This window comes from Pirellulales bacterium, assembly GCA_035533075.1.
Classification (GTDB): Bacteria; Planctomycetota; Planctomycetia; order Pirellulales; family JAICIG01; genus DASSFG01.
The window spans coordinates 1-24,405 of sequence record DATLUO010000009.1; the positions used below are offsets into that span (position 1 = coordinate 1).

General features: G+C 64.5%; 21 protein-coding genes and 1 pseudogene. 15 read left to right on the top strand and 7 right to left on the bottom strand.

Annotation, left to right across the window (positions count from 1 at the left end; all coding sequences use genetic code 11):
- Positions 1-317: hypothetical protein (locus VNH11_00605; GenBank protein ID HVA44859.1), on the top strand; the 317-nt coding region annotated here is incomplete at its 5' end.
- 34 nt (positions 318-351) lie between these two features.
- On the opposite strand, the gene VNH11_00610 is transcribed toward VNH11_00605, so the two are convergent.
- The 3 genes from VNH11_00610 to VNH11_00620 all read right to left on the bottom strand — a co-directional run bounded on the left by VNH11_00610 (position 352) and on the right by VNH11_00620 (position 3,678).
- Positions 352-888 carry a hypothetical protein gene (locus tag VNH11_00610; GenBank protein ID HVA44860.1) on the bottom strand — a complete coding sequence of 179 codons (537 nt, stop codon included), beginning with the start codon at positions 886-888 and terminating at the stop codon, positions 352-354.
- 302 nt (positions 889-1,190) lie between these two features.
- Positions 1,191-1,391 carry a hypothetical protein gene (locus tag VNH11_00615; protein HVA44861.1) on the bottom strand — a complete coding sequence of 67 codons (201 nt, stop codon included), beginning with the start codon at positions 1,389-1,391 and terminating at the stop codon, positions 1,191-1,193.
- Positions 1,392-1,458: 67 nt separating this feature from the next.
- Positions 1,459-3,678, bottom strand: coding sequence for an AMP-binding protein (locus VNH11_00620; protein ID HVA44862.1), 2,220 nt, complete (start codon positions 3,676-3,678; stop codon positions 1,459-1,461).
- Between the two features lie 94 nt (positions 3,679-3,772).
- Here VNH11_00620 and VNH11_00625 point away from each other — a divergent pair, with 94 nt between their 5' ends.
- Positions 3,773-4,066, top strand: coding sequence for a hypothetical protein (locus tag VNH11_00625; GenBank protein HVA44863.1), 294 nt, complete (start codon positions 3,773-3,775; stop codon positions 4,064-4,066).
- Between the two features lie 47 nt (positions 4,067-4,113).
- Positions 4,114-4,497 (top strand): hypothetical protein, encoded by a 384-nt coding sequence (locus VNH11_00630; GenBank protein HVA44864.1) that lies wholly within the window; start codon positions 4,114-4,116, stop codon positions 4,495-4,497.
- A 108-nt stretch (positions 4,498-4,605) separates the two neighbouring features.
- Here VNH11_00630 and VNH11_00635 read toward each other — a convergent pair whose 3' ends face one another.
- Complete coding sequence (locus VNH11_00635) at positions 4,606-5,391, bottom strand: enoyl-CoA hydratase/isomerase family protein (GenBank protein ID HVA44865.1); 786 nt, start codon at positions 5,389-5,391, stop codon at positions 4,606-4,608.
- A 111-nt stretch (positions 5,392-5,502) separates the two neighbouring features.
- Between VNH11_00635 and smpB the strand changes: the two are divergent.
- The 3 genes and pseudogenes from smpB to VNH11_00650 all read left to right on the top strand — a co-directional run bounded on the left by smpB (position 5,503) and on the right by VNH11_00650 (position 7,589).
- Positions 5,503-5,952: pseudogene (gene smpB / locus VNH11_00640) on the top strand (SsrA-binding protein SmpB).
- 627 nt (positions 5,953-6,579) lie between these two features.
- On the top strand, positions 6,580-7,134 hold the full coding sequence (locus VNH11_00645; protein HVA44866.1) for an antitoxin family protein: 555 nt from the start codon (positions 6,580-6,582) through the stop codon (positions 7,132-7,134).
- Positions 7,134-7,589: a PIN domain-containing protein gene (locus VNH11_00650; GenBank protein ID HVA44867.1), complete on the top strand. Its 456-nt coding sequence runs from the start codon at positions 7,134-7,136 to the stop codon at positions 7,587-7,589. Before VNH11_00645 ends, VNH11_00650 begins: the two co-directional genes overlap by 1 nt.
- Before the next feature lie 545 nt (positions 7,590-8,134).
- Here VNH11_00650 and VNH11_00655 read toward each other — a convergent pair.
- Positions 8,135-8,809 (bottom strand): hypothetical protein, encoded by a 675-nt coding sequence (locus VNH11_00655; GenBank protein HVA44868.1) that lies wholly within the window; start codon positions 8,807-8,809, stop codon positions 8,135-8,137.
- 497 nt (positions 8,810-9,306) lie between these two features.
- On the opposite strand from VNH11_00655, the gene VNH11_00660 reads away from it, so the two are divergent.
- Both VNH11_00660 and VNH11_00665 read left to right on the top strand, forming a co-directional pair.
- Positions 9,307-9,570 carry a hypothetical protein gene (locus VNH11_00660; protein HVA44869.1) on the top strand — a complete coding sequence of 88 codons (264 nt, stop codon included), beginning with the start codon at positions 9,307-9,309 and terminating at the stop codon, positions 9,568-9,570.
- A complete protein-coding gene (locus tag VNH11_00665) occupies positions 9,567-9,920 on the top strand; it encodes a type II toxin-antitoxin system PemK/MazF family toxin (GenBank protein ID HVA44870.1) in 354 nt (117 codons plus the stop codon). The genes VNH11_00660 and VNH11_00665 overlap by 4 nt, the downstream gene beginning before the upstream one ends.
- A gap of 219 nt (positions 9,921-10,139) precedes the next feature.
- Here VNH11_00665 and VNH11_00670 read toward each other — a convergent pair whose 3' ends face one another.
- On the bottom strand, positions 10,140-10,397 hold the full coding sequence (locus VNH11_00670; protein ID HVA44871.1) for a hypothetical protein: 258 nt from the start codon (positions 10,395-10,397) through the stop codon (positions 10,140-10,142).
- A gap of 192 nt (positions 10,398-10,589) precedes the next feature.
- Between VNH11_00670 and VNH11_00675 the strand changes: the two genes are divergently transcribed.
- Together VNH11_00675 and VNH11_00680 are read left to right on the top strand one after the other, a co-directional pair.
- Positions 10,590-11,711 carry an aldose epimerase family protein gene (locus VNH11_00675; GenBank protein HVA44872.1) on the top strand — a complete coding sequence of 374 codons (1,122 nt, stop codon included), beginning with the start codon at positions 10,590-10,592 and terminating at the stop codon, positions 11,709-11,711.
- A 5-nt stretch (positions 11,712-11,716) separates the two neighbouring features.
- The gene (locus tag VNH11_00680) at positions 11,717-12,994 is read left to right on the top strand and encodes an efflux RND transporter periplasmic adaptor subunit (protein ID HVA44873.1); all 1,278 of its coding nucleotides are present in this window, start codon (positions 11,717-11,719) and stop codon (positions 12,992-12,994) included.
- A 129-nt stretch (positions 12,995-13,123) separates the two neighbouring features.
- Here the strand turns inward: VNH11_00680 and VNH11_00685 are convergent, their stop codons facing one another.
- A complete protein-coding gene (locus tag VNH11_00685; GenBank protein HVA44874.1) occupies positions 13,124-14,026 on the bottom strand; it encodes a class I SAM-dependent methyltransferase in 903 nt (300 codons plus the stop codon).
- 92 nt (positions 14,027-14,118) lie between these two features.
- On the opposite strand from VNH11_00685, the gene VNH11_00690 reads away from it, so the two are divergent.
- The 5 genes from VNH11_00690 to VNH11_00710 all read left to right on the top strand — a co-directional run bounded on the left by VNH11_00690 (position 14,119) and on the right by VNH11_00710 (position 24,327).
- Positions 14,119-17,124, top strand: coding sequence for a DUF4214 domain-containing protein (locus VNH11_00690; GenBank protein HVA44875.1), 3,006 nt, complete (start codon positions 14,119-14,121; stop codon positions 17,122-17,124).
- A gap of 74 nt (positions 17,125-17,198) precedes the next feature.
- Entirely contained in the window at positions 17,199-17,804 is a 606-nt protein-coding gene (locus tag VNH11_00695; protein HVA44876.1) for a sigma-70 family RNA polymerase sigma factor, read from the top strand.
- Positions 17,801-20,296 carry a protein kinase gene (locus VNH11_00700; GenBank protein HVA44877.1) on the top strand — a complete coding sequence of 832 codons (2,496 nt, stop codon included), beginning with the start codon at positions 17,801-17,803 and terminating at the stop codon, positions 20,294-20,296. Before VNH11_00695 ends, VNH11_00700 begins: the two co-directional genes overlap by 4 nt.
- Before the next feature lie 87 nt (positions 20,297-20,383).
- Complete coding sequence (locus VNH11_00705; GenBank protein HVA44878.1) at positions 20,384-20,641, top strand: hypothetical protein; 258 nt, start codon at positions 20,384-20,386, stop codon at positions 20,639-20,641.
- Positions 20,642-20,754: 113 nt separating this feature from the next.
- Complete coding sequence (locus tag VNH11_00710; protein HVA44879.1) at positions 20,755-24,327, top strand: DUF4175 family protein; 3,573 nt, start codon at positions 20,755-20,757, stop codon at positions 24,325-24,327.
- Positions 24,328-24,405 lie beyond the last annotated feature (78 nt).

Genomic DNA, 24,405 nt, shown 5'->3' on the forward strand with positions numbered 1-24,405 from the left:
ACAACCTGGTGCTGATGCGGCAATGGGGAACATTGCGCCGCGGCTGGCGGCCCGGCGAGCCGGGCCGCTATCGCTGGCGCGTCATTCAGCGCCGGCCCACCTTTTGGAGCTCGCGCGATCGCTGGCTGGTGGAACATGAAACGCCGGCATTCAGCAAAACCATACGCCCGCCGACCTGGGGCATCGGCCCCTGGCGGCTCGACGTTCCGCTGATCATGGTGTTCTCGTGCGATCCATCAGCCAAAGCCGCCCAAGTTCCCGACGCCCGTGTTTTACGACGTATTACAGGGACTCTCACCGCGCCAAACGGATTGTGACGAGCGAGGCCGTTGGTGTTGTAGCCGAGACGCATTAGTCGGGCTGATCGAGCAGTTCTTGAAGCCGCGCGGCCAGCGCCGCGGGCAGCCGGCCGAGCCAGGTGCGATCGATCAGGCCGACATCAAGCATGTCGAGCAAATGCACCTGGTCTTTTCGCCGGTAGGAGGTCAGTTTCATCCGCACGAGAGCCTCGAGAGTGACGACTTGAAACTGATCGCTGGCCACGCTTTCGCTGACGTCGGGCACCGGCTGCAAGTCGGCCTCGCGCACCGTTTCACCGGCGAACACCACATGCACCGCGTCGCGGGCCTTGGCGTTCGGTCCGTCGAGAAACATGTCGATACCGGCCGCATGGCGATAGACGAAGCCGGCCTGGCCCATGGCCGTGATGGCGCGTTCGAGATCCGATCGTCGCAGCACGATATTTACGTCCCGCGTATTTCGGACGGCGGCTTCATCGACGCGCGAGACCCAGTCGGCCACCGCGTTGCCGCCGGCCACGGCATAGGGAACGCCGGCGGCTTCCAAAGCACGCGCGGCGCGCAGCGTGCGGTCGCGGACTTTTTCCACGGCCCGAATCATCCTTTCCCATGATGGTTTGTGTAACTGCATCTCGGCGATATGACTTTCCGTTAAGTCAGTTTTATCAGGGCATCTCGTCCCCGCGATGACCAGGAACCAGCCGATACCCTGTGGAATGCGCCGCTGTCTCTCCGCCCGCGTGAGCGCGTGGGCGGCTTCGATCGGGAAAAAATCGGGGGCGATCAGCTCATGGACGCCGTTGCGGCAATCAGCGCGCCGTTGAAGCGCTTTTGCCGTGTCTGGCTCGGGAAGTGCCCATTTCAATGCGACGGAGGAATCGAGGACGTACTTCATTCCTCGTCACGAATTTCACGGATAAGATCGACCGCAATCTCGATGGTCCCATACTTCTGGCGAATCTCCTCAGTAAGCTGATCGCCCCGCTCTTGGATACGTTGGTATACGTCCGGCGGTAATGGGGTACCGTGAACAATGCGATCCATAAGAGCTTGCGTGTCCGCATCCAAGATCGGTGTCGTATCGGTATTCATATTGGAATTCTCCGCTACGAAGGTGGTCCCGTCAACCAGTTCCGGCGTTTGGCGTCCATCGAGCACGTCATCCGCCTGTGCCCCCGAACTCTTTGATCGCCAACGTCTGCAACGCCTTCAAATCCACTTTGCCCGTCCCCAACACCGGTATCTCCGCAACCTGATGAAAACTGTCGGGCGAAGGAATCCAGAGGTTCGGCAGCCCGGCCTGCGAAAGCTCTTTGCAGACCGCTTCGGGCGATTTGTCCAGGCCCGTGTGCAGCACCACCAACCGCTCGCCCTTACGCTCGTCGGGCACGGCCGTCACCGCCACTTTCAACTCGTCTTCGCCCGCGCCGATGATCTTCTGGATCGTCTCCTCGATCTTCAGGTGCGGCACCATCTCGCCGCCCAGTTTCGAGAAGCGACTCTCACGCCCGGTGATGCGAATGAAGCCGTCTTCGTCGATCGAGGCCAGGTCGCCCGTCTTGTACCAGCCGTCGCGAATCACCTGGGCGGTCTTTTCCGGCTGGCCCAAGTAGCCGGCCATCACGTTGGGGCCTTTGATCCAGAGCATGCCCGGCTGGTTGACGCCCAGCTCCTGGTCCGATTCCGGGTCGGTGATCTTGGCGGCGACGCCGGGCAGCGGCCGGCCCACCGTTCCCTCTTTGGCCAGGACCTGCGTCTTGTCCGTGGTCCGACTGGGCGGAATGTTCACGGCCACCACCGGCGACAGCTCCGTCGTCCCATAGCCCTCCAGCGGCCGCACGCCAAACCGCTCCTCGAAGGCGTCGCACAACTCCTTGGGAAGTTTTTCGGCGCCGGCCAGCACGACGTCGAGCGCGGCGAAATCTTCGGGCTGGCAGCGCTTCAGGTAGAACCGCAGAAACGTGGGCGTGGCGATCATGATGGTGGCCTGGTGCTTGCCGCACATTTCGCCCACGTGCCGGGCGTCGCGCGGGTCGTAGTGATACACCCCTTTGGGAGCCAGCGTGAGCGCGGTCCACATCGTCGCCGTATAGCCGAAGGAGTGAAAGAAGGGGAGCACGCCCGCCAGCACGTCGTTGTCCGACAAATGGACGAGTTGATTGAAGGCGTTGACGTTCGAGGCCACGTTGCGGTGCGTCAGCATCACGCCCTTGGGTTCGCCCGTCGAACCCGACGTGAAAATGATCGTCAACAGGTCGTCGGGCGTCAGGCGCGTCAGCCCCAGAAGCCGTTCGAGCAGCCGGAGCGGCGTGGCGTAGGTGGCGACGGCGGCCGAGAGTTTGTCGGCCAGCGTCACCTTCTCGCGAAGCTCTTCCAGAAAAACCGGTTCGGCCTCGAGTTCATAGTGCAGCTTTTCCATCACGCGGTGGCTGGTGAGCACGTGCCGGATGCCGGCCTGGCGGATGCAGGAGTTCATCACCGTCGAGGAGACGGTATAGTTCAGGTTGACCGCCACGCGGCCCGCCAAAGCCAGCGCGGCGTTGGCCAGCACGCCGCCGCCCGAAGGCGGCAGGATCAGGCCGACGTTCTTTTCGTCCTGGGCCAACACATTTCGCAACAGCAGCCGCCGCAGAATCAGCGAACGCATCAACAGCGATCCCCCGGTCATCTCTTGCCCGCTGGTATCGGCCAGCTTCGCGCGGCGCAGGCTCCTGCGGCACTCTCGCAGCATGGCACGCGGCAAGACCAACGAATGTTCGCGACTCTCTCGCAAGGCGATGACTCCTAATTCGGCCACGGTGCGGCGAACGATCTCCGGTTCGCCGACGTGGCTCAACGGCGGGCCAAACCAGACCGACACGGAACGCCGCCAACGGCGCGGCCATTTCCAGAAGAACTTACCGTCCGAAAAACTAAAGATACTTCCCCACAGCCCTTCCAGGTATACCGGAATAATCGGCACGCCGGTCTGCCCGGCCAGAGCGAGAAACCCGCGTTTGAACCCCCGCAACTGGCCCGAACGCGTAATCCCGCCCTCGGGAAACATGCAGACCAGCTCGCCCTTGCCGAGCGCCTCACGGGCAACACGAAGGGTTTCGGCCAGTGCTTTGGGACCCGGCCGCATCGGCACCACACCGGCGATGCGGCAGAGCCAGGACACTTTCCAGGACTCGACGAAACTGGCCTTCGCCAGAATGCGGATGGGCCGCGGCGACGCCGCCAAGAGCAGAACTCCGTCGATAAACGTGACGTGATTGGCGACTAACAGGGCCGGCCCACGCCGCGGAAGGTGTTCCCTCCCGCGCACGCCGAAGCGGTACAGGATGCGAAGCAGCACGCGAAGCAATCGCCAAAGCGTTGCGTAGCGAAGGTCCATCATAACCGTTATCCGCGGACGTGCCCTGGAGAGTCCTGGCCGCCCAGCACGATATGCAAGAAACAGGCCAGTGGTTGTCCGGCAGCAGGTGCCTCGAATGGAACTGAATCGTAACCATTATTTCATGGCGGGCGTGGTACTCGTGCTGCTGGGCATCCAGCTCCGGTTGGTCGATTCGTTCGTGCTCAACGAGCAAACGACGCGGATGCTGAACCAGCCGTCGAGCGAGGGCATGATGAGCATTCGGCCCATGCTGCAAGGCGTGACGCCGATGCCGCGGAAGGTGATTAAACCGCCCCAATCGTTGGGTTGGGCGCTGATGTCGATCGGGTCGGTCCTGATCCTGCACGCCTTGGCGATGAAGCCGCCCGGCGCGGAGCCGCAGCACTAGCGGGCAGGTGCCACATGCAGGCTAGACTACCGTCTCCTCATCGACTCATGCCCTTGCTCGCCTTGCTGATCGCGCTGGCGGCAGGCGGCGTCTGCGCGCTACGACTGGTGGCCGACGAGTCAGGTGGACCCCAGGCCACGCCCGGCGCCTCCAAGCCTCGGCTTCGCAGAGAGGGGACGCAACTGCACGACGAGCCGGGGCGCTTCACCTTGGCCGGAAACCGGGCCACGTTCGTCGCCGTCGACGGAACGAATTATGCCGGACTGGAAAACTTGAACTTGGAACGCGTCGCCAAGATCATCGCGGCCAGCCCCGACTCGGTGGAATGGTTGGTCACCGGGACCGTGACGGAATACGAAGGCTCGAACTACCTGCTCATCAGCCGCGCCCGGCGGAAAGCCGCGACGGGCAAGGTGCCTCGCAGCTTTTGAGTGCTGCCAAACGTAAGGTGGGGCAAGCCCCGGCGCGCCGGGACGAGCGCCGGCCCACTCGATTTGGATTTTTGATTCCGCCAATCCAAAATCCAAAATTGTAATGGCCTACTGCCACTTCGGCTCGCGCTTCTCCAAAAACGCGGCCAGCCCTTCGGCGGCCGCGTCGGTGGTCCGCGCGGTGGCGCTCACCGCGGCGCCGGCGGTGAGCAGCATAGGCAGGTGCTCGGCGATCATTTCGTTCAAGAGCCGCTTGGTGAGCTGCAACGCCTCGCTGGAAGAGCGGGCGCATTCGGCGGCCATCGCCACGGCGCGCGGCCAAAGCTGGTCGGGCTCCGCCAACTCGTGAAACAGTCCAATGCGGTGCGCTTCGCTGGCGTCGATCGTTTCGGCCGAAAGCAAGAGCCTCGCCGCCTGTCCGCCTCCCAAGCGAAAGGCGAGGAGCGGCGCCACGAGGCCGGCCACAATCCCGCGGCGCGGTTCGGGCAAGCCAAACTTCGCCTCCCGCGAGGCGATCACGATATCGCAGCCGAGCACCAGGCCCGCGCCGCCGGCCAGTGCTGGCCCGTTCACCGCGGCAATCAGCGGCTTCGGAAAACGCCACAGCAGTTCCAGCAGGTCGCGATAGAGATCGGCGTCGTCCTGCCAGCGCTGGCGGGCGTTTTCCTCGCGGCTGGTGTCGAGCATCTCCTGCAAATCCATGCCGGCGCAAAACGCCGGGCCCGCCCCTGTCAGAATGACCGCCCGCACCCGGCGTTCGAGGTGCAGATCGCCGAGAGCCTCTTGCAGCTCGCCCAGCATGGCGCGATTCAGCGCATTCCGCTTCTCGGCGCGGTTCAAAATCACCGTGCCCGCATGGTCGTGAATGTGGAGGCGAATCAGGGGAGCAGTCATGGTTAGCTTCACGGGTTATACTGAACGGGCCGGTGAAAGAGCAAGGTTCGAGAAAGGAGCAGAGCCACGGCAAAGAGCGACAAGAGCAAAACGAAACGCGATGCCGAGCACGACAACGAGCGTGTCGTGGCCCAGAACCGCCGCGCGCGTCACGAGTACGACGTGCTCGAGACGCTGGAGTGCGGCGTCGTGCTGGTGGGCAGCGAGGTGAAGAGCCTGCGCACGGGCAAGCTTTCGCTGGAAGAGGCTTACGGCCGCGTGAAAGGGGGCGAAGTCTGGTTGCTGGGCTGCGATATTCCCGAATACGCCCAGGCCAACCGCTTCAACCACGACCCGCGCCGCCCGCGCAAGCTGCTCATGCACCGCCGCGAAATCCGCAAGTTCGCCAACCGGGCCTACGAACAGGGCCTCACGCTGGTGCCGCTGAAGATGTACTTCAAACAGGGCCGCGTGAAGCTGCTGATGGGCATTTGCCGTGGCCGCAAACTTCACGACAAGCGCGAGAAGATCAAAAAGTCGACGGTCCAACGCGACATCGCGCGGGCCATGCGGCGGAAGTGAGGGGTAGCGGAATGGAATAAACGAACCGCGAGAAGGTCGCCGAGCGAAGAGAGAAGCCGGGAGGAAGCCTGGATCCGCGCCAGCGGCCGCGACCAGTGGCCTTACGGGCCCCGTGACTCCAACGTGCCGGATGAATCTGTACAACGCACGGATGAAACACAGATCAAACTCGGATTTGCGTTATCCGTGTTTCATCCGTGAGAATCAGCGGCTGATAACCCTTGGCGAAACCGCCGTCGGCCGCACGCTGAGACCCAAGGTCCGCTGCAACCTTCATCCGCGCAATCAGGGCACCGGCATCCCCGACGGCGGGCTCGACACCGCCGACCAGTTTCAGCGGCCATCGGCCGGCGAGCCGAAGCCCGGCCAACTCCCAGCCGCGGCGCCATCGAGGTCAAGGGTACGAAGCCCGACGAGATGGCCGTCGCCGACAGCCCGCAAGTGGCCGGATACCTGAAGACCTACGGCATCGTGCTGGTCACCAACCTGCGCAGCTTCGTGATCGTCGATCGGAATTGACTTTCTCCCGCAGTTGGCCGAAGATTCTTTTGGAGGCTCGGTTGAGGAGCCGCCTTCGGGTTGCCGTGTTTTTATGTCCTGTTTCCTGCTCCTGGGTGAATGTCCCGCATGATGAAGACGTTTTCAGCCATTTTTGAGAACGGCGTCTTCCGGCCCGTCGAGCCCGTCGATTTCCCTGAGCACTGCCAGGTGCGTGTCGATGTGCGATCGGTTGAACCGACGGGCGAAAGCAGCCGTGATGAGGTTTCTGCCAACACGCCGATGCCCCAGCGAGTGCGCCTCGTCGGCAGGCTGGCGATGATTCCTGCCGGCACGCATGCCTTCGACCTCGTTCTGGATGACGGGCGGCAGGCCGGGGTCGAATTGGTCGCAGGCGACACGGCGGTCGTCTCCCGGCTGATCGGCGAGCGAGTACTTGTCCTCGGCACGGCGATGTACGGACCTTCTGGCAACTTGCTGAGGATCGACGCCGACGAGGTCAACCTTTCGGGAGACGACGGCCGCTTCTTCTCGGCGGCCCCGCGACTGGCCCGCGAACGCTTGGATGTTGATGAGGTTCTGCATGAGCAGCGTCACAAGCGTGGTGTGTCGGCCATCCTTGGCCAATGGCCGGGCGACGAGAGCGATGACGAGATCGCGGCGGCACTGAAGGAACTGAGTTGATGGCCTCCGCGGCGCCTGCGGGCTACCTGCTCGACACGAACATTCTCGTTCACCTGATTCGCGGCAAGGCGGTCGGCAAGGCGATCGAGGCCCACTTCGGTTTGCACGGCGGGCTCAATCGCTCGATCATCTGCGTGGTAACTGTCGGCGAAATGTATTCGTTGGCGAGAAAATGGAATTGGGGGCAAAGCCGCCTGGCTCGCTTGCAGCACTTGCTCGGGGAAGTGGTATGGGTGGACATCAACCGTCCATCGGTCCTCGATGCCTACGGCGAACTCGACGACCTGAGCAACCGACTCGGCCGGCCGATGGGCAAGAACGACGTCTGGATCGCTGCGGTGGCCAAGCTCTCTCGTATGACGCTGCTCACGACCGACGGCGACTTCGATCATCTGCATCCGGGCCACCTGATCCGGATTCGCCTCGACGAGAATACGGGCAATCCAGTGCCCTAAGACAACAACTGCGCCTATTGGCGGAACGTGCCGATCAACGTCTGGGAGCACACGATCGGCGGCTACCAGGTGATGAATACCGCCGCACCAAAGACGCCCCCTTCGACTGGTCGAGCGTCACCGCCGGCAAGACGGCGCGAGCTTCGTAGTCCTGTATGGGGATTACTCCTACCTCACGCGGCACGCGAAACGGCTCCGCGTAGCGGGTCGTTTAGCAGGATTGCTCCACCCCGTTCGATCTAGATAGACTATGGGTGTCTTCCTTCGCGTCAGCGGCAGCCAACACGCCGCCTTCGACTGGTCGAGCGTCACCGCCGGTTAGACGGCGCGGCTTCGTGGGCCTCGATTGGCTTCGCCCTCTTCCTTGGCAACCCGATCCAAGGACCGCTGGTCGCCCACCGAGGCCAACGCCTGGGTGTCTTGCTTGCCCTTCCTTGGTTGACCGGCAAGCCGTTGGAGCGCTGCGGGAAAGCGGCGACAGCCATACGGCTTGCGGAAGCACTGGAAACACGGAAGCGCGGGTAGCTACCCGGACCGAGAGAGCGCTACGAGTGGGAGTGATACACGTCGACGCCGCCGGGGCCGATGGTGACCTCGAACAGACTCTGGTCCGGGTCGTTCGGGTTGGAGTCATTGGCGCTGGCCAAAATGACATCCACGGCGGTGGGGTTGACCTCCACGAAGCCGAACTGTGCCCGGTTGGGAGTCTCCACCAGCCGGTACGCCAGCAGCGTCGTGCCTTCCTCCTCGACCACGTTGAGGCGGATGGCGTCGACCTGGCCGGTCTTGGCATCGGTCTTGATCATCTCGGTGACGCGCATGAAGTCGGCGCCGTCGTGCATGTCGAAGCTGAACTTCTCGTGGTTACCGTGAACCACGTCGCTGCTCAAACCGGCAAATGCCGCATCGGCAGCGTGCCCGGTGGCGAACTCGCCGGCCAGGGCGTAGGTGAGATTCTGGGCGGCCGACAGGTCGACGTTGGTCGGGAACTGGACGTTGCCGGGCAAACCGGGCGCGTTCTGAATGGGCGGCAAGGCTGGAGAGCCCATGATCGCAGGCGGGAATTCCACGTGACCGACCACGCCGGGAACCGTCGGGAACGATGTCGGCGGACCACCAATCGGGGGCGGACCACCGCCTGAAACACCACCGGAGAGGTTGAGCCGATGTTCCAGCGTCTCGAGTACCAGCCGGTCGCGCTTTGTACGCAATCGCATCATAACACTGCATCCTTTCAATAAAGAGGGGATTAAATCTCCCATACACCTCAACAGAGATGCCAACCGGCGGGGCCGATTCAGGAAGGTCCGGGCGGTCCAATTTACAATTGGAGTTCCCGGACCTTCCTAGCTTGGCCCAGCCGGCCCCCACCGCACCGCCGGCTCGTTGAACCGGCGGCAAATGGCGCCCGCGGGCGTGGCATCGCCAATGATGGCCGGCCGTGCGTTCGACGTCAGCGGGGTCATCTGTTCGCGGGTTCCGCTCCGCGCGGGCCGTTGGCCCCGCGGTTCAACGTCGCACGAAGGGCCAACAGCGGGAAAGCTGATCTCTCCGCGCCAGGGTAACTTCCCGAATTCGCGCGGTCAAGCATTTGTAGGGGTAACGGCTCAAATAAGGTGTCGAGCGTTTCTTTCCACGCGCTGTCGAAATCGGCCATTTGCAAGCTGGCTTGACATCGGCTGCAGTAACCGCCACGATTGGCGGTGGAGACGCTTCAATGCCAATTCTCTTGACCGAACAGCAATGGGCCGATGTCCAAAAGGGCACCGAGGTGCCTGTGCGTGTCCAGGATCCGACGCAGGCCGCCACTTTTGTGCTGCTGCGGGCCGAGGTGTACGACCGGTTCAAGTCGCTCTTCGAAGAAGATCCCATTAGCCAGCAGGAGCGGCTCTATCAGCTCCAGCAATTCGGGCGCCGCGCGGGCTGGGACGATCCCGAGATGGACATCTATGACGAGCTTGACCCGCGCCGAGCGTCATGAGCGTTAACCGCGGCGACGTCGTGCTCGTCGACTACCCGTTCACCGACCGCCGAGGCAGCAAAGTGCGTCCCGCGCTTGTCGTGCAGGCCGACATCCTCAACCACCACATCACCGACACCATCTTGGCGGCAGTCAGTCGCTCGACGCATCGTGCGTCCGCGACGCAGCTTTTCGTGGATATCTCCACGGCAGAAGGCAGTCAAACGGGCTTGCGCCAGAATTCAATGATCCAGTGCGAGAACTTGCTGACCTTCGATCAGCGATTTATCATCGCGAAAATCGGAGACATGCCACCCGCTCTTTTGCGTCAGATCGACGCCTGCCTCAAAGCCGAATTGGATCTACCGTAGCGGGGTGACCGAGCGTGAAGCTGTCGGCGGGACCAAGCAATCCTGGCAAACAACCGGCCCGCGAGAGGACGGCAGCCGCGTGCCATTTTACAGGCTGCGAAGCGGAGACGGGCGAGACCGGCCACAACCTTGGGTCGGCGAGCTGGGCGACATCGACAGGCTGGCTTGCTGTGGTCGCTGGCTTCCACCGCGCGGTGGACCGTGTGTCGAGCAGGGCGATTAACGCTTCGCCCAAACGTGCCCCACGGCTTCCGGAGTGTCGGCCTGTTCGATGCTGGCCAGAACTTGCTCCAGCAAATTCGCGTCTTGGATCTGTCGGATGTCGCGCATGAGCGCCAGCCCCTCGGCGGCGAAGCGAAGTTTCAACGCCACCTCAATGCCCGCCAACAGGCCCTCTTCCCGACCCTTCTCGAGGCCTTCGGCCAGGCCCTTTTCCATGGTGACGGCATTAGGCGATAGGCGTTGGGCGTTAGGCACGATCTTCCAATGGCTTCCCTAACGCCCAACGCCTATCGCCTTCGTCGCTGGGCCAGCGCTCGTTTCGGCGGCACCGGGGCCCGGCCTTACGTGGGCAGTCCGTCGAAAGCCCACCATGCCTCATCCTCTCACCTGTAACCATTCCCTTTCGTCTGCTACACTGGGACGCGCCCAACTCAGGAGAGCATCGTGATGAAGCAACTCGTCATCGTTCTGTGTACGGCCGCAGTGCTGAGCGGCGGCGCAGCGGAGGGAAAAATGTCGGTCAGCAAATCGCCCTTCGGCAGCCTGCCCGACGGCCGGCAGGTCGATCAGTTTACGCTGACCAACGACCACGGCCTGACCGTCAAGATCATCAATTACGGGGCCATCCTCACGTCGGTTCGCGTGCCCGACAAAAACGGCAAGCCGGGCGAGGTCACTCTCGGCTTCGACACGCTGGCACCCTATCTGGCGGGCCATCCCTATTTCGGCGCCACCTGCGGGCGCGTAGCCAACCGCATCGCCAAGGGCCGCTTCACGCTTGACGGCGTCGAATATAAGCTGGCCACGAACAACGGCCCGAACCATCTGCACGGCGGCCTCAAAGGTTTCGACAAGGCCCTTTGGACGGCCGAGCCGATCGACAAGCCCGGCGCGGTGGGCGTGCGGCTCTCGCACGTCAGCCCCGACGGCGACGAAGGCTATCCGGGCAAGCTCTCGGTGACCGTCGCCTACACGTTGACCGACAAAAACGAGCTGAAGATCGACTACACGGCCACCACCGACAAAGCCACGCCGATCAACCTGACCAACCACACCTACTGGAACCTGGCCGACGGCGGCAAAAGCGACGTGCTCGGGCACGTACTCGAGATCCATGCCGACCGTTATGTTCCGGTCGACGCCAACCTGATTCCGACCGGCGAGCTGAAGAGCGTCAAGGGGACGCCGATGGATTTCACCAAGCCGATGGAGATCGGCTCGCGGATGGACCGGGTGCCGGGCGAACCGAAGGGCTACGATCACTGCTACGTCCTGAACCAAGAACCGCCCGGCGCGCTGACGCTGGCCGCCCGGCTGCGAGAGCCGGCCAGCGGACGGGTGATGGAGATTTACACCACGGAGCCGGCCATCCAGCTTTATACGGGCAATTTTCTCGACGCTTCCATCCAGTCGCGCGGCGCCGTCTACCGGCAGCACCACGCTTTTTGCCTGGAGGCCGAACACTATCCCGACGCGATCAATCAGCCGAAGTTTCCCTCGACGGTGCTCAAGCCCGGCGAGACCTATCGGCAGACGACGGTACACACGTTTTCGATGGAAGGGTCATAAAACGAATGATTTGCGTCAACGACCGCCTCAAGAAGTATCGTAGGTGCGTGCCGGTCCTCTTGGCCGGTGTGGCGATTGCGGGCTGCCATCCCTCAACGGCGGCACCGACCAAACCGGCCCCGCCGGCCAAATCGTCGCACGCCGCCAGCGAAGGCGATCTGAACACGATCGAGCTGACGGCCGAAGCTGAAGAGCGGCTGGGCATTCAAACGGCGACCGTCGAGCGACGCGCGGTGCGACGAAGGCGAACGTACGGCGGCGAGGTCGTGCTACCGACCGGCGCCTCGATTACCGTTTCGGCGCCGATCGGCGGCACGCTCGAGTCCGTTTCGGAAGGGAGCGTGCCGGAAGTCGGCACGCACGTCGGTCGCAATCAGCCGGTCTTTCTGCTGCTGCCGTTGCTGTCCGCCGAACGGGACGTGCTCACGCCGGCCGAGCGGATTTCGGTGGCCCAAGCGCGTTTGCAGCTTTCGCAGGCGCAAGTCGACGCCGACGGGCTGCTTCAGCAGGCCCAGGCGCAGGTCGACGCGGCGAAGATCAACCTGGACCGTGCGGAACGGCTGCTCAAAGGGCAGGCCGGCACGGTCGCGACCGTCGACGCGGCCAAGGCCCAGCTCGAGTTGGCGGAGAAGGCGCACTCCGCGGCCGAGCAGCGGGTGGCGTTGTTGGAAAAGATCCGGCTCGATACCGAAGCGGGCGATGCCACGCCGATCCCGATTGTTTCGCCACGCGACGGCTACGTGCGCGTGCAGCATGCCACCGTGGGCGAGATTGTGCCGGCCGGCGCGCCGTTGTTCGAGGTGATGGACTACGATCCGATCTGGATCAAAGTGCCGATTTATGCGGGCGAAGTGGCTTCGATCGCCGATCACGAGCCTGCCCGCGTGTGGCACTTTGGCGACGTGGCCGCCAAGGCGCGGGCGGCCGAACCGGTGCGCGCTCCACCCACCGCCGACGCGCAGGCCGCCACGGTCGATCTCTATTATCAGTTGGCCAACTCCAACGGCGAGTTGCGTCCGGGCCAACGGCTGAACGTCGGACTGGCCCTGCGGAGCGAAGAAGAGAGCCTCGTCATCCCCTGGTCGGCGGTCTACATCGACATCTATGGCGGCTATTGGGTCTACGTGAAGACGGGCGACCATAAGTTTGTCCGCCGCCGCGTGCAGGTGCCGTTTGTCACGGACGACCTGGCGGTGATTCACAGCGGCCCCGCGGTCGGGACGCCCGTGGTGATCGAGGGCGTCGCGGAGCTTATTGGCACGGAGTTCGGCGCGGGGCATTAATGCGGCTCCGTTAGGCAACGGCAATGCTTGCGCCGCCTGTTCCCGAAACGCCTGCCGCTGTTCCGCAGTCAGTTCGATCAAAGAATCTCCCGAAGCCTCCTCGTGAATAGCGACTTATCCGCTCGGTCCTCACTCAATTTCGCGGTCATGCTCGACCTCCGACACAATTCTACACAACGCCGCCGAGCGCTCAAATTCCACCGCCAGCACGGCGTACATCCGCGATTGCTGGTCCCAAAGCCAGTATCCTTGGTGCCGCGTGCCGGCGATCAACGGCCGTAAAACCGGGTCTTGAGAAAAGAGCATCGGCACCAGCAGCGGATTCAGACCGTGAAAAAAGTTCCGCTCGACCGCCAGTCGCTCGGCCAGCGGTGCCAGCTCCGCCTCGGCCAGCGTGGCCAGCTCCGGCACCGTGGCTGATGACACGAAGTCGGTGATCAGCAGCCCCCGGCCGCCTGGCGCGGTCAAGCGGGCCAGCAGCCGCAGGTGTCCCGAACGAACGCTCAACAGCAGATCCATGAAGTGCGGAGCCGTTGCCGGCACGGCCTGCACCACCGCGTCGATCAATTGGCTGATGGTCCCCACCGAGGCCACCACGTCGAACGGGCCGGGCAAGAACGGTAACACCGGGTCGGCGGCGTCCTGAATCAGCTTTTCAAGCTCGGCAGATGGCTGCGTAAGCCGGCCGTTCAGTGTTTCCAACGCATCGCAGATGCCCGTGACGTCGGTCCCGCCGTGCAGGCGGAGTTTTCGGCGGTCGTGGTCGGGAAGCTGCCGCGCCACGCCCCGCTGGAGGGCTTCCGTGTCGAGATCGACCAGGTGTACCTCGCCGTAGGCGGCCAGCAGCCGCGGCAAATCGAGATCGTTGGCGTTGCCGGCGCCGAGCAGGCAAAGCCGGCCCGGCGTCCCGTGGGTCAGGGAGAGAAGGCACTCGCTGACGCGATTACGATGGTTGGCCGACGCTTGCCAGTGCCCGTCGCGGGCCCGGTTCCGACGTGCCTGTTCGGCGGCGAAGCGAGGCGGAGGCGGCATAACACCGATTTTCGCGCAAAAAACTTGTGTTCGTTGCAACCCCTATTTACTATGGTTTTGCCGACCTATTATAGCGACTCGTGGAGATGTTGATGCGATTTCGCCCGTCCAAAGCGGTCCCGCCGCGCCCTCGCCGCCGACCGCGGAACGCCCTGTCAGGCCCCAACGGCCCGGCGCTGGCCGCGCGGCCGCTCCGTTATGAACCGCTGGAAGAGCGAGAACTATTGGCCTGGAACGTGGCGCCCATCGTCATTGCGCCCGTGGAAGGCGCGCCCGTCGCCGAACAAGCCCTGGCCGACATCATCGTCGATCCCGGCAGCGGTCTGGGACCGGCCGACTTTGCCGCCACCATCAACTGGGGCGACGGCACCACCAACACCGCCGACGTCGTCAGCACGTCGCAAAACACGACGTTCGCGGTGCTGGGCACGCACACCTACAGCGAAGAAGGGCCGGAATCGATCCAGATCACCGTCACCCACGGCACCGATACGCCAAAAATAGGCACCGATGCGGTCACGGTCAGCGACCCCGCCGTGAACGTGACCGGCGGAGCCACGTTCACCGCCGCCGAAGCAGCCACGCCCTCGCAACAGGTCATGGCCACGTTCAGCGATCCCGGCAGCAACGAGGACCCGCAAAGCGATTACTCGGCCAAAATCGCCTGGGGCGACGGCAGCATCACGGCCGGCACCATCGCCTTCAATCCGCTGGCCGACGATTTTTCGGTGACGGGCGGCGGCGACCACGTGTATGCCGAAGACGGTTCCTACACCCTGACCGTCACCGTCTCGCACGATAGCGCGCCGGCGGCCAGCGCCACCAGCAGCGCGATTGTCTCCGATCCTTCGGTGGTCGGCACGGGCGGCTATAATTACACCGGCATTGAAAACAACATGAACGTTGCCTTCAACGAAACGGTGGCCACCTTCACCGATCCGGCTGGACCGGAGCCTCTCTCGAGTTATTCGGCGACGATCGTCTGGGGCACCGATCCGATCACCAATCAGCCGATCACCTCGGCCGGCACGATCACGCTTGGTAAGGGCAATGTGGACGGCACGATCGTACCGGTCTTCACCGTCAGCGGGTCTCACGCCTTCACCGAAGAGACGCCCACGATCACGCTGAATGGCGTCACCACCAATCTCGCTCCCATCAGCGTCGTTTTGAATCACGGCGCGAGTTTGCCCGTCACGGTGGCCAGCAGCGCCAGCATTTCCGACGCCCCCTTGCAACTAACCGCTTCGGCGTCGTTCAGCGCGGCGGAAGGGGTCCCGCTGGTGAACGTGCCCATGGCCACGTTTACCGACTTGGGCGGCATCGAAGCCCTTGAGGACTACACCGCCGAAATCGCGTGGGGCGACGGCATCACCACGCCGGGCAGCGTGTCGCTGACCAACGGCGAGTTCACGGTGACGGGCACGCACAACTACCGCGTGGGCGGTTTGCAGACGGCCACCATCAACCTCTACCACGACACCGCTCCCGAAACGGCGGTGCTGACGGCGATCACGGTCAGCGACCCGCCGGTCGTTCCCACCGGCAACTACGCCTTCGCCGCCACCGAGGCCCTTCAATCGACGCCTCAGACGGTCGCCACGTTCGTCGATCCCGGCGGCGTGGCGCCGCTGAACGAATACTCGGCCACCATCGACTGGGGCGACGGCAGCGCCACATCGGCCGGCACCCTTTCCGTGAATCCGATCTCGGACGTGTTCACCGTCAGCGGCCAGCACACCTATGCCGAAGAGGGCTCGTACCCCATCGCGGTGACCATCAGCCACGAAGCGGCCCCCACCGTCGCCGTCACCAGCACGGCGGCCGTGACCGATCAGCCGGTGGTGGCCAACGGCGGCTATGCGTATTCGGCCGTCGAGTTCCGTCAGTTCGGTCCGCAAACGCTGGCCGTGTTCAGCGATCCGGCCGGCACGGAGTCGCCGGGCGACTATGCGGCCACCATCAACTGGGGCGACGGCACCACGTCACCCGGCAGCATCGTGGCGAAGGCCGACGGCAGCGGCTTCAGCGTGCAGGGAAGCCACGTTTTCACTCAGGCCGGCAGCTTCGAAGTCGGCGTAACCATCCATCACGACACCGCTGCCGACGTGACCGTCCAAGACACGCTGACGGTGAGCTTGCCTCCGGTCACGCTCAGCACCCAGCCGTTGATCTGGAAGGAATGGACGCCCCTGGAGGCGCCTGACAACGCCTTGGCCAGCATCTCGTTCGTCGACAGCAACACGCAGGTGATGATCAATTGGGGCGACGGCACCAGCGGCCCGGGCACGGTCACGCAATTCGTCAGCGGCGGCGCGGGCGCCGCGCTCGGCACGCACACCTGGACCGAAACCGGTTCCTACACCGTCACCGTCACGGTGACCGACGGCGCGTCGCGGGCCACGGCGACGCTGCCCGTGACCGTGCTGAAACCGGTCTTGCCGGTTCCCAACCCCGCGACCGCTTCGGCCAACGACTATTACGTGGCCGAAATGTACGAAGACATCTTGCACCGGTTTGTCGACTCGCAGGGCCTGCAGTTCTGGTCGGGCTTGCTCGACGCCGGGGCTCCTCTGTCGGTCGTCTCGACGGCGCTACTTTCTTCCGACGAGTACCTGACGAATTTCGTCATTCGTCCGGCCTACGAAAAGTACCTGGGCCGCGACGCGGATCCCGGCGGCATCACCTATTGGCTCGCTCAGATGCACGCCGGGCTGACCGATGAAGGTCTGGCCGCTTCCCTGGCGTCGTCCGCCGAATTCTATATCAACGCCGGCAACACCAATGTCGGCTACGTCGACGCGCTCTATCGCCTCGTTCTCGGCCGCCCGGCCGACGGCGGCGGCGAAAGCTATTGGGTCGGGCGGCTCGCCGCGGGCGAGAGCGCGTTCGATGTGGCGATTGGTTTCGCCACGAGCTCCGAAGACCGCACGACGCAAATCGACCACACCTATCAGGCGCTTCTCGGCCGCAATCCCTCGTTGGGCGAGCTCGATCAATGGCTGGTCGACTTCCAGTCGGGCATGACGACCAACGAGTCGCTCATCGCCAGTATCGCCGCCACCGACGAATACTACTCCCGCGCCGTCAACGAATAGATGCCCGAAAACGAGCGGCGTGGTTGGGGCCTCGGCCGTTACTATAAGAGCAGGGCCGAAACCGCCGCCACGCCATGCTCGCCAATCCCCTCGAACTGCTGCTGCAAGCCAAACAAGGCTCCGACGTTGCGCGCGGCGAGCTGCTGGAAAGCTACCGTGCCTACTTGGAGCTGCTGGCCAGGGTCGAGCTGGGGCGAAGGCTGCAAACCAAGGTCGATGCCGCCGACCTCGTTCAGGAGACGTTCTTGGAGGCGCACCGCAATTTCGCCCTCTTCCGCGGCCAGAGCGAACCGGAATTCGCCGCCTGGCTGCGCGAGATCCTTTCGGGCAGAATCTGCAACCTCGTGCGGCATTACCTGGGCACGCAAGGCCGCGACCTGCGGCGAGAGCGGGCCTGGAACGTCAACCTGGATGAATCGTCGCGGGCCATCGACCGCGGCTTTTTAGCCCTGCAAAGCACGCCCAGCCAGCACGTGGCCGCGCGCGAGCAAGGCGTGCTGCTGGCCCAGGCGCTGTCGCGGCTGCCGCCCGATTACCGCGAGGTGGTCGTATTGCGGCACTTCGAAGAACTGACGTTTCCGGAAGTCGCCCGTCGCATGGATCGCACCGTCGATAGCGTGCAAAAGCTTTGGGTGCGCGCCCTGGCCAGCTTGAAGCAGACCCTGCCGGAGGTTGTATGAGTGAACTGGAGAATAGCCACACCGAAGTCGATCCACCCAGCTCGCCCGCAAACGCAACCGGCGACGTACTGGACGATCCGCGCGTGCTGGCCGTCGTGCAAGAATATATGGCCGAGCTCGATCTCGGCCGCGTGCCCGATCGGCGCGGCTATGTCAGTCGCTATCCCGAGTTGGCGGTCGCCGTCGGGCAGTGTCTCGACGGCCTGGAGCTGGTGCGCGCGGCGGGGCCACGCTCTTCGTCGGCGGGCGCGGACCGCGCGGCCGCCAACGAGCCGGCGCCGCGGGCCTTGGGCGACTTTCAGATCATTCGCGAGCTGGGCCGCGGCGGTATGGGAGTGGTCTACGAGGCGGTGCAGCTTTCGCTCGGCCGCCGCGTGGCATTGAAGGTGTTGCCGTTCGCCGCCACGTTCGACGCCCGCCAATTGCAGCGGTTCAAGAACGAAGCCCAGGCCGCGGCCCTCTTGCACCACACCAATATCGTGCCGATTTATGCCGTGGGCTGCGAGCGGGGCGTTCACTTCTACGCCATGCAGCTCATCGAAGGGCACTCGATGGCGCTTTTGATCCGCCAGATGCGCGAGCAGGCCGGACTGGCTTCGGCCGAGCCCGAAGTCAAATCGGCCAGCCCCAAATCAGCCAGCCCCAAATCAGCCAGTTGTGCAGCCGGAGTCTCGGCGACTGGTCCTTATCTGGGCGGCGTTGTGCCCTTGGCGACAAAGAACGAATATCTCCGCTCGACCGCCGGCGCCTCGCTCAGCATCACCGCCCGCGCCGCGCGCGGCGGCGACCATTATCAGAAGCTCGCGCGGCTGATGCTGCAGGCGGCCGATGCCCTGGAGCACGCCCACCAGGTCGGCATCGTGCATCGCGACATCAAGCCCGCGAACCTGATGATCGACCCTTCCGGCACGCTCTGGGTGGCCGACTTCGGGCTGGCCCTGTTTCAGGCCGAGGCCAGCTTGACGCGCACCGGCGACCTGGTGGGCACGTTCCGCTATATGAGTCCCGAGCAGGCCAGCGGCCAACGCACGGCCATCGACCACCGCACCGACCTCTATTCGCTGGGGGCGACCTTCTACGAGCTGCTCACGCTGGAGCCGGTGTTCTCAGGCGAAACCAGGCACGAGCTGCTCTACCAGATTCTGCACGGCGAGCCGAAAGCGCCGCGTCAGATCAACCGGGCCATACCGGTCGAGCTGGAAACGATCGTGCTCAAGGCGCTGCGCAAGACGCCCGGCGAGCGCTATGCGTCGGCCGCCGAGTTCGCCGAAGACCTGCGGCGGTTTCTCGATCACCGCCCCATCCTGGCGCGCCGCCCGACCGTGGTCGACCGCCTGCGCAAATGGTCTCGCCGGCATCCGTCCATCGTCGTCGCCGGCGTGCTGCTGTTGGCCGGCGGACTGGTGGCGCTTTCGGTCAGCACATGGATGATTGCCCGTGAACAGCAGAAGACGGCCGACAGCCTGGCGGCGCTGTCGGTCAGCAATCGGATGATCGCCCATGAACAACAGAAAACGGCCGACGCGCTGGGCCGCGAGAAACAACGGGCGAACGAGGCGGAAGACTTGTTCCGTCAGGCGCGGCAGGCCGTCGACGTGCTGGTGGAGGTGAGCGAGGACGAACTGGCCGACAAGTTCTCAATGGTGCAGACCCGCAAGCGGATGTTGCAAACCGCCTTGGGATTCTATCAGGACTTTATCGAAGAGCGGCGCGGCGACGAAGCATCGCAGGCCGATCTGACGACCGTCGAACAGCGCGTGAAGGGCATTTTGCGCGAGTTGGAGTTATTGCGCCGCAACACGCAAACCACGCTCTTGCGCAAGCCGATTGTGATCCAAGAACTGCGATTGGACGAGCAGCAGGAGCAACGTACCGCCGAGTTGTTGCACACCTGGGACGAAGAGGTGAGTGATTTGCGATCGGAGCTGGAAGCGCTCGACGAAGAGGGCCGGCGTCAACGTTTCATCGCGCTGGCCGAAGGGCGCGAACGTTCGGTCGAACGGGTGCTCAGCGCCGAGCAGCGCGAGCGGTTGCGGCAGCTCGCGTTGCAGGCGCAAGGTTTGTGGGCCTTCAAAGAACCGGAGGTGGTGGCCGCGCTGGAGCTGACGCGAGGGCAACGCCTGGCGATTCGCAAGATCGAACGCGAGCTGTTCGAGCGCGAACCGCCGCATGATCACAGACACGGTCCGCAGGACCATGGGCCGCCAGACCGCGGGCCACGCGACCATGGACCTCCGGAGCATGGGCTGCAGGATCACGGTCTGCACGATCGTGGGGCGCCGGACAGAGGATCCCATCCCCGCCGGCCGAAGCTGCGCGATTTCCAACAGGCCCTGGCGAAGGTCCTGGCGCTGCTGAGTACCGAACAGATCGAGCGTTGGCACGAGCTTTCGGGCACGCCGCTGGAAGGTTTGTTCGACATGCCTTTTGGCGAACCATCCGGCCCAACGCCTCCCGAGGATTGTACACCGGGGCAAAAACCGACCGACTAACGCACGGAGGATGGCCTTGCCAGGCCGTCCAGCATACGACGTGGCGGCCTAGGAAGGCCATGCTCCCCATCCAGCGAGAAACGACCCATGTATTTCGGCGAACCACCCGCGGGCATCAATCTCACGGCCTACGACCTCGATCTGATCTTCGCGGTGCCCAAGCCGCTGCGACTGCGGACAATTCACATCGCCGCGCTGGGCGTGGCTGCGTTGTCGCTGGCGGGCGTCATCGAATGGCCGCGGTGCTGGCAGCTCATGGCGCTGGGCGACGCGGCGGCAGCGAGCGCGCTGTTCGCGCTGGCGGCGGGCCGGGAGTGGTTCTTGCGCGGCGGACCGGCCTTTTAGCCTTCTCCGCGGAATGCCCGGCCGCGTACAATGAGGTCTGTTTGGCCGTCGATCTTGCCGCGGCAAGGCAATCCGTGCCACAATGACGGCACCGAAGGGCAACCTGGTTCAATATGCCTCATGTTCTCGAGCAAAAGATGGCTGCGGTGCGGCACCGGGTGCGGCGGTCGCTAATGCTCGATGCCGCGGGCAGGCTGGTCGCGGTGGTTGTCGCCGCCGGTCTCGCCCTGGGCATGCTCGATTACGTCGTGCGTTACGAAGACCGCGGCCTGCGGCTGATGTCGTCCTTGGCGCTCGGGCTGGCGATGGGCTGGGCTTGCTATCGGTTCTTGTGGCCGGCGTTGCGCGCCCGATTGACCGACGTGGACCTGGCCCTGCAACTCGAAGCGCGGCTGCCGATCTTGCGAGACCGGCTGGCCAGCGCCATGCGGTTCCTGCGCGAACGCGAAGACGACGCCCTGGCCGGCTCGGCGGCCCTGCGGCGCAGCGTGATCGCCGAAGCCACCGCCGAAATCGACCGCCTGAAGCTCGAAGAGACGGTCGAGCCGCGACTGGCCCGCCGATCGCTGTGGCTGGCCGGCGCATCGCTCGTCGCGGTGCTCGCGCTGGCGTTTTTCAACGTGTCCGCGACCGGCATCGCCGTCGCGCGGCTGGCGGCACCGTGGGGAAGCACGCAGTGGCCCAAGCAGAATCATTTGGAGTTTGTCAACCCGGTGCGACGACTGGCGGCCGGGCAAACGTTCGAGGTCGAGCTTAAGGATGCCCAAGGGGCCAGGCTGCCCGACGCAGTGTCGATTCAGTTTCGCTTTCCTGAGTCGCAGTCGTCGCCCACGGAAACCAGCGAGCCGATGCGGCGGGTGAACGACGCCATGTTGGCCCGCAAGGAAAACGTCACACGCTCGTTTTCCTATCGCGCCGTGGGCGGCGACGATTACTCGATGGAGTGGACCGACCTGCAAGTCGTCGAGCCGCCGCAGATCGAAGACTTGTCGGTGAGGCTTCATTATCCGGAATACACCGGCTGGCCGGCCGAGACGGCCGAACCGCACCTGCGCGCTTTGGTGGGGACGCTGGTCGAGCTGTCGGGCCGCACCAGCAAACCGGCCAGCGCCGTGAAAGTGCATGTCAACGACGATGAGGCGATTCCGGCCAGGCTGACCGACGACGGCCGACGCTTTCTCGTGCCCGGCGACGCGGCGTCGCAGTTCAAGGTCGAACGTTCGGGGGCCTATTGGATCGAGCTGGTCGACCGGGATGGGTTCTCCAGCGGCGAACAGACCCGCTACGAGATTCGCGCAGTGGAAGATTTCACGCCCACGGTCACCATCGAGCAGCCGCAGGCCAACGCCTTTGTGACGCCCGTCGCGAACGTCGCCCTGCGCGTCGCGGCCAAAGACGATCTGGCACTGGCGCAGGTGGCTTTGCGGTTCTCACGTAGCGACCGGTCGCAAGAACAAGAGACGGAGATCGTCGTCTACCAAGCGCCGCAGACTCCGCAACCGCGGACGGACGCGGCCACGAAGCTGGAAAGCGGCGAATCTCGCGAAGTTTCTCACGAGCTCGACCTGGCGGCATTGGGGCTCAAGCCGGGCGCGCAGATCACGCTCTACGCCACGGCCACGGATTATCATCCGCATCGCGGGCAGAGTCAGCCCGTCCGGTTGACGGTCATCACCGCCGATGAGCTGCGAGAGCGGCTGGCCGAGCGGCAGAACTTTATCGTCGGCGAGCTGGGCCGGCTGCTGAAGCTCCAGCGCGATGCGCGGTCGCCGCTCGCCGACGCCGACATCCAATTGCGGCGGGTCGGCCGCCTGCAAAGGCACGACATCGACCACCTGCAAAGCGCCGAATTGTTGCAGCGGCAGGTCGAGCGCGGACTCACCAGCCCCAGCGAAGGCGTGACGAGCCAGATTTCCGGACTGCTCGCCGATCTGGAGCAGAACAACGTCGACAGCCCGGACGTCGAGCGGCAGATGCGATCGCTGCTCGACGAGATCGACCGCTTGGGCCGCGACGAGCTGCCGGCCATCGGCGGCGAGCTGACGGCGGCGATCAAGGCGGCGCAGGTCGAGCTGCCGTCCGGCGCGACCAAGGAAGCCGCGGCACCGCCGGCGGGCGCCAGTGCGGTCGCGGCGCCGTTGACATCCGCGGCCGGGCACCAGGATGAGGTGATCGCCACGCTCGAGCGGCTTACCGCCTCGCTGGCCGAGTGGGACAACTTCCGCCGCTTCCACCGCGAGATCGCCACGCTCCGCCGACAGCAGGAAGAGCTGAATCGCGATTCGGCCGACTCCGGGCGGCAGACGCTGGCCAGAGACTTCAACCGGCTCACGCCGCAGGAGCAGGCCGATTTGGGGAAGCTGGCCGCGCGGCAACTCGATCTTGCCCGGCAGTTCGACAAGATTCAGGAGCGCATGCAGCGGACGGCCGAAGAGGCCGCGACGGGCGATCCGCTGTCGGCCGGCAGCATCGCCGACGCTTTGGCGCACGCGCGCCAGCGCGGCGTGTCGCAGGCCTTGCACGAGTCGGGCAGGCAGATCGGCAAGAACCAATTCGGCCAGGCCACGCAGGCCCAGCGCCAGGCGGCCGACGACTTGCAAGAGATGCTCGACATTCTGGCCAACCGCCGCGAGCATGAGTTGGGCCGGCTGGTGAAGAAGCTCCGCGAAGCCCAAGAGCAGCTCGATCAACTTCGCGAACGGCAACAGGGCTTGCAAAAGAAATGGCGGGCGGCGGCCGATGAGGCCGGCGATGCCGTTCGGCGACGCGAGCTCGAGCGGCTCACGCGCCAGCAGCGCGACGCCGCCGCCGACACTCAGCGTCTGGCTCGCTCATTACAGCGATTGCAGGCCGAACGGGCAGGCCAACAAGCGACGCAGGGCGGGGCGAACATGGAGCGTGCCGCGGAACAGGCCGATCAAGGTCAGGCCGACCAGGGTCAGGCCGACCAGGGGCAGGCCGGGGCCGCGGCCGAAGCCGCGGCCGAGGCCGAGCGCGATCTCGAGCAGGCACAACAAGAGCTGGCCAAACGGCTGGCGCAGGCCGAAGCCGATCTGGCCCAGGAACAGATGGCGCGGCTCGAAGACCATCTCAAGCCCCTGGCCGACGCGCAGCGGGAACTGCTGGAAGAAACCCATCATTACGCCGAGGTCGAGCAGTCGCAAGGCGAATTGACTCGCGCCCAGGCGATCAGCGTCGGCGACTTGGGAAAGCAGCAACATGAGATGTCGCAAGAGGCGGCGGAGTTGGCGGCCAAGATGGCGGCGACTCCCGTCTTTCGGTTGGCCTTGCAGCAGGCGGACCGGCAGATGCAACGCGCCGCCCTGCTGCTCGACGGGCAGAAGACCGGCCAGCCGACGCAACAGGCGGAACAACGCGCCATCGACCTGTTGACGCACGCGGTAGAGGCCCTCAAACCGGCCGCCGGCGGGCCTCAAGAACAAGAAAGCGAATCTCAGCCGGGCGAGCAAAATGCCAACGCCGCCGACCCCAGTCAGATGCTGGCCGAGCTGAAGCTGCTAAAATGGATGCAGGACGACGTGAACCAGCGCACCGAGGCGCTCGACAAGGCCCATCGCGGCGCCGCCGAGTTGCCGCCCGACGCGCAGCGTGAATACGAGGAGCTGAGCGAGCAGCAAGGCGTGATCGCCGAGCTGACGTTGAAGTTGGCGAACGAAGAAGGCTGATTGCGAGTGTTAGCCGCGACAAAGACATACCTTGACCTTGTCAAAAGAGTCCCGCTGAGGCCGATTCAGTCGGAAGCC

What these genes read in the sequence shown, in the direction of transcription:
- VNH11_00620 (HVA44862.1), bottom strand. Translation starts at nt 3,678, where the DNA reads ATGATGGACCTTCGCTACGCAACGCTTTGGCGATTGCTTCGCGTGCTG.
- VNH11_00695 (HVA44876.1), top strand. Translation starts at nt 17,199, where the DNA reads ATGCTCGCCAATCCCCTCGAACTGCTGCTGCAAGCCAAACAAGGCTCC.
- VNH11_00635 (HVA44865.1), bottom strand. Translation starts at nt 5,391, where the DNA reads ATGACTGCTCCCCTGATTCGCCTCCACATTCACGACCATGCGGGCACG.
- VNH11_00685 (HVA44874.1), bottom strand. Translation starts at nt 14,026, where the DNA reads ATGCCGCCTCCGCCTCGCTTCGCCGCCGAACAGGCACGTCGGAACCGG.
- VNH11_00660 (HVA44869.1), top strand. Translation starts at nt 9,307, where the DNA reads ATGCCAATTCTCTTGACCGAACAGCAATGGGCCGATGTCCAAAAGGGC.
- VNH11_00630 (HVA44864.1), top strand. Translation starts at nt 4,114, where the DNA reads ATGCCCTTGCTCGCCTTGCTGATCGCGCTGGCGGCAGGCGGCGTCTGC.
- VNH11_00675 (HVA44872.1), top strand. Translation starts at nt 10,590, where the DNA reads ATGAAGCAACTCGTCATCGTTCTGTGTACGGCCGCAGTGCTGAGCGGC.
- VNH11_00650 (HVA44867.1), top strand. Translation starts at nt 7,134, where the DNA reads ATGGCCTCCGCGGCGCCTGCGGGCTACCTGCTCGACACGAACATTCTC.
- VNH11_00615 (HVA44861.1), bottom strand. Translation starts at nt 1,391, where the DNA reads ATGAATACCGATACGACACCGATCTTGGATGCGGACACGCAAGCTCTT.
- VNH11_00655 (HVA44868.1), bottom strand. Translation starts at nt 8,809, where the DNA reads ATGATGCGATTGCGTACAAAGCGCGACCGGCTGGTACTCGAGACGCTG.
- VNH11_00645 (HVA44866.1), top strand. Translation starts at nt 6,580, where the DNA reads ATGATGAAGACGTTTTCAGCCATTTTTGAGAACGGCGTCTTCCGGCCC.
- VNH11_00665 (HVA44870.1), top strand. Translation starts at nt 9,567, where the DNA reads ATGAGCGTTAACCGCGGCGACGTCGTGCTCGTCGACTACCCGTTCACC.
- VNH11_00705 (HVA44878.1), top strand. Translation starts at nt 20,384, where the DNA reads ATGTATTTCGGCGAACCACCCGCGGGCATCAATCTCACGGCCTACGAC.
- VNH11_00690 (HVA44875.1), top strand. Translation starts at nt 14,119, where the DNA reads ATGCGATTTCGCCCGTCCAAAGCGGTCCCGCCGCGCCCTCGCCGCCGA.
- VNH11_00710 (HVA44879.1), top strand. Translation starts at nt 20,755, where the DNA reads ATGCCTCATGTTCTCGAGCAAAAGATGGCTGCGGTGCGGCACCGGGTG.
- VNH11_00625 (HVA44863.1), top strand. Translation starts at nt 3,773, where the DNA reads ATGGAACTGAATCGTAACCATTATTTCATGGCGGGCGTGGTACTCGTG.
- VNH11_00700 (HVA44877.1), top strand. Translation starts at nt 17,801, where the DNA reads ATGAGTGAACTGGAGAATAGCCACACCGAAGTCGATCCACCCAGCTCG.
- VNH11_00680 (HVA44873.1), top strand. Translation starts at nt 11,717, where the DNA reads ATGATTTGCGTCAACGACCGCCTCAAGAAGTATCGTAGGTGCGTGCCG.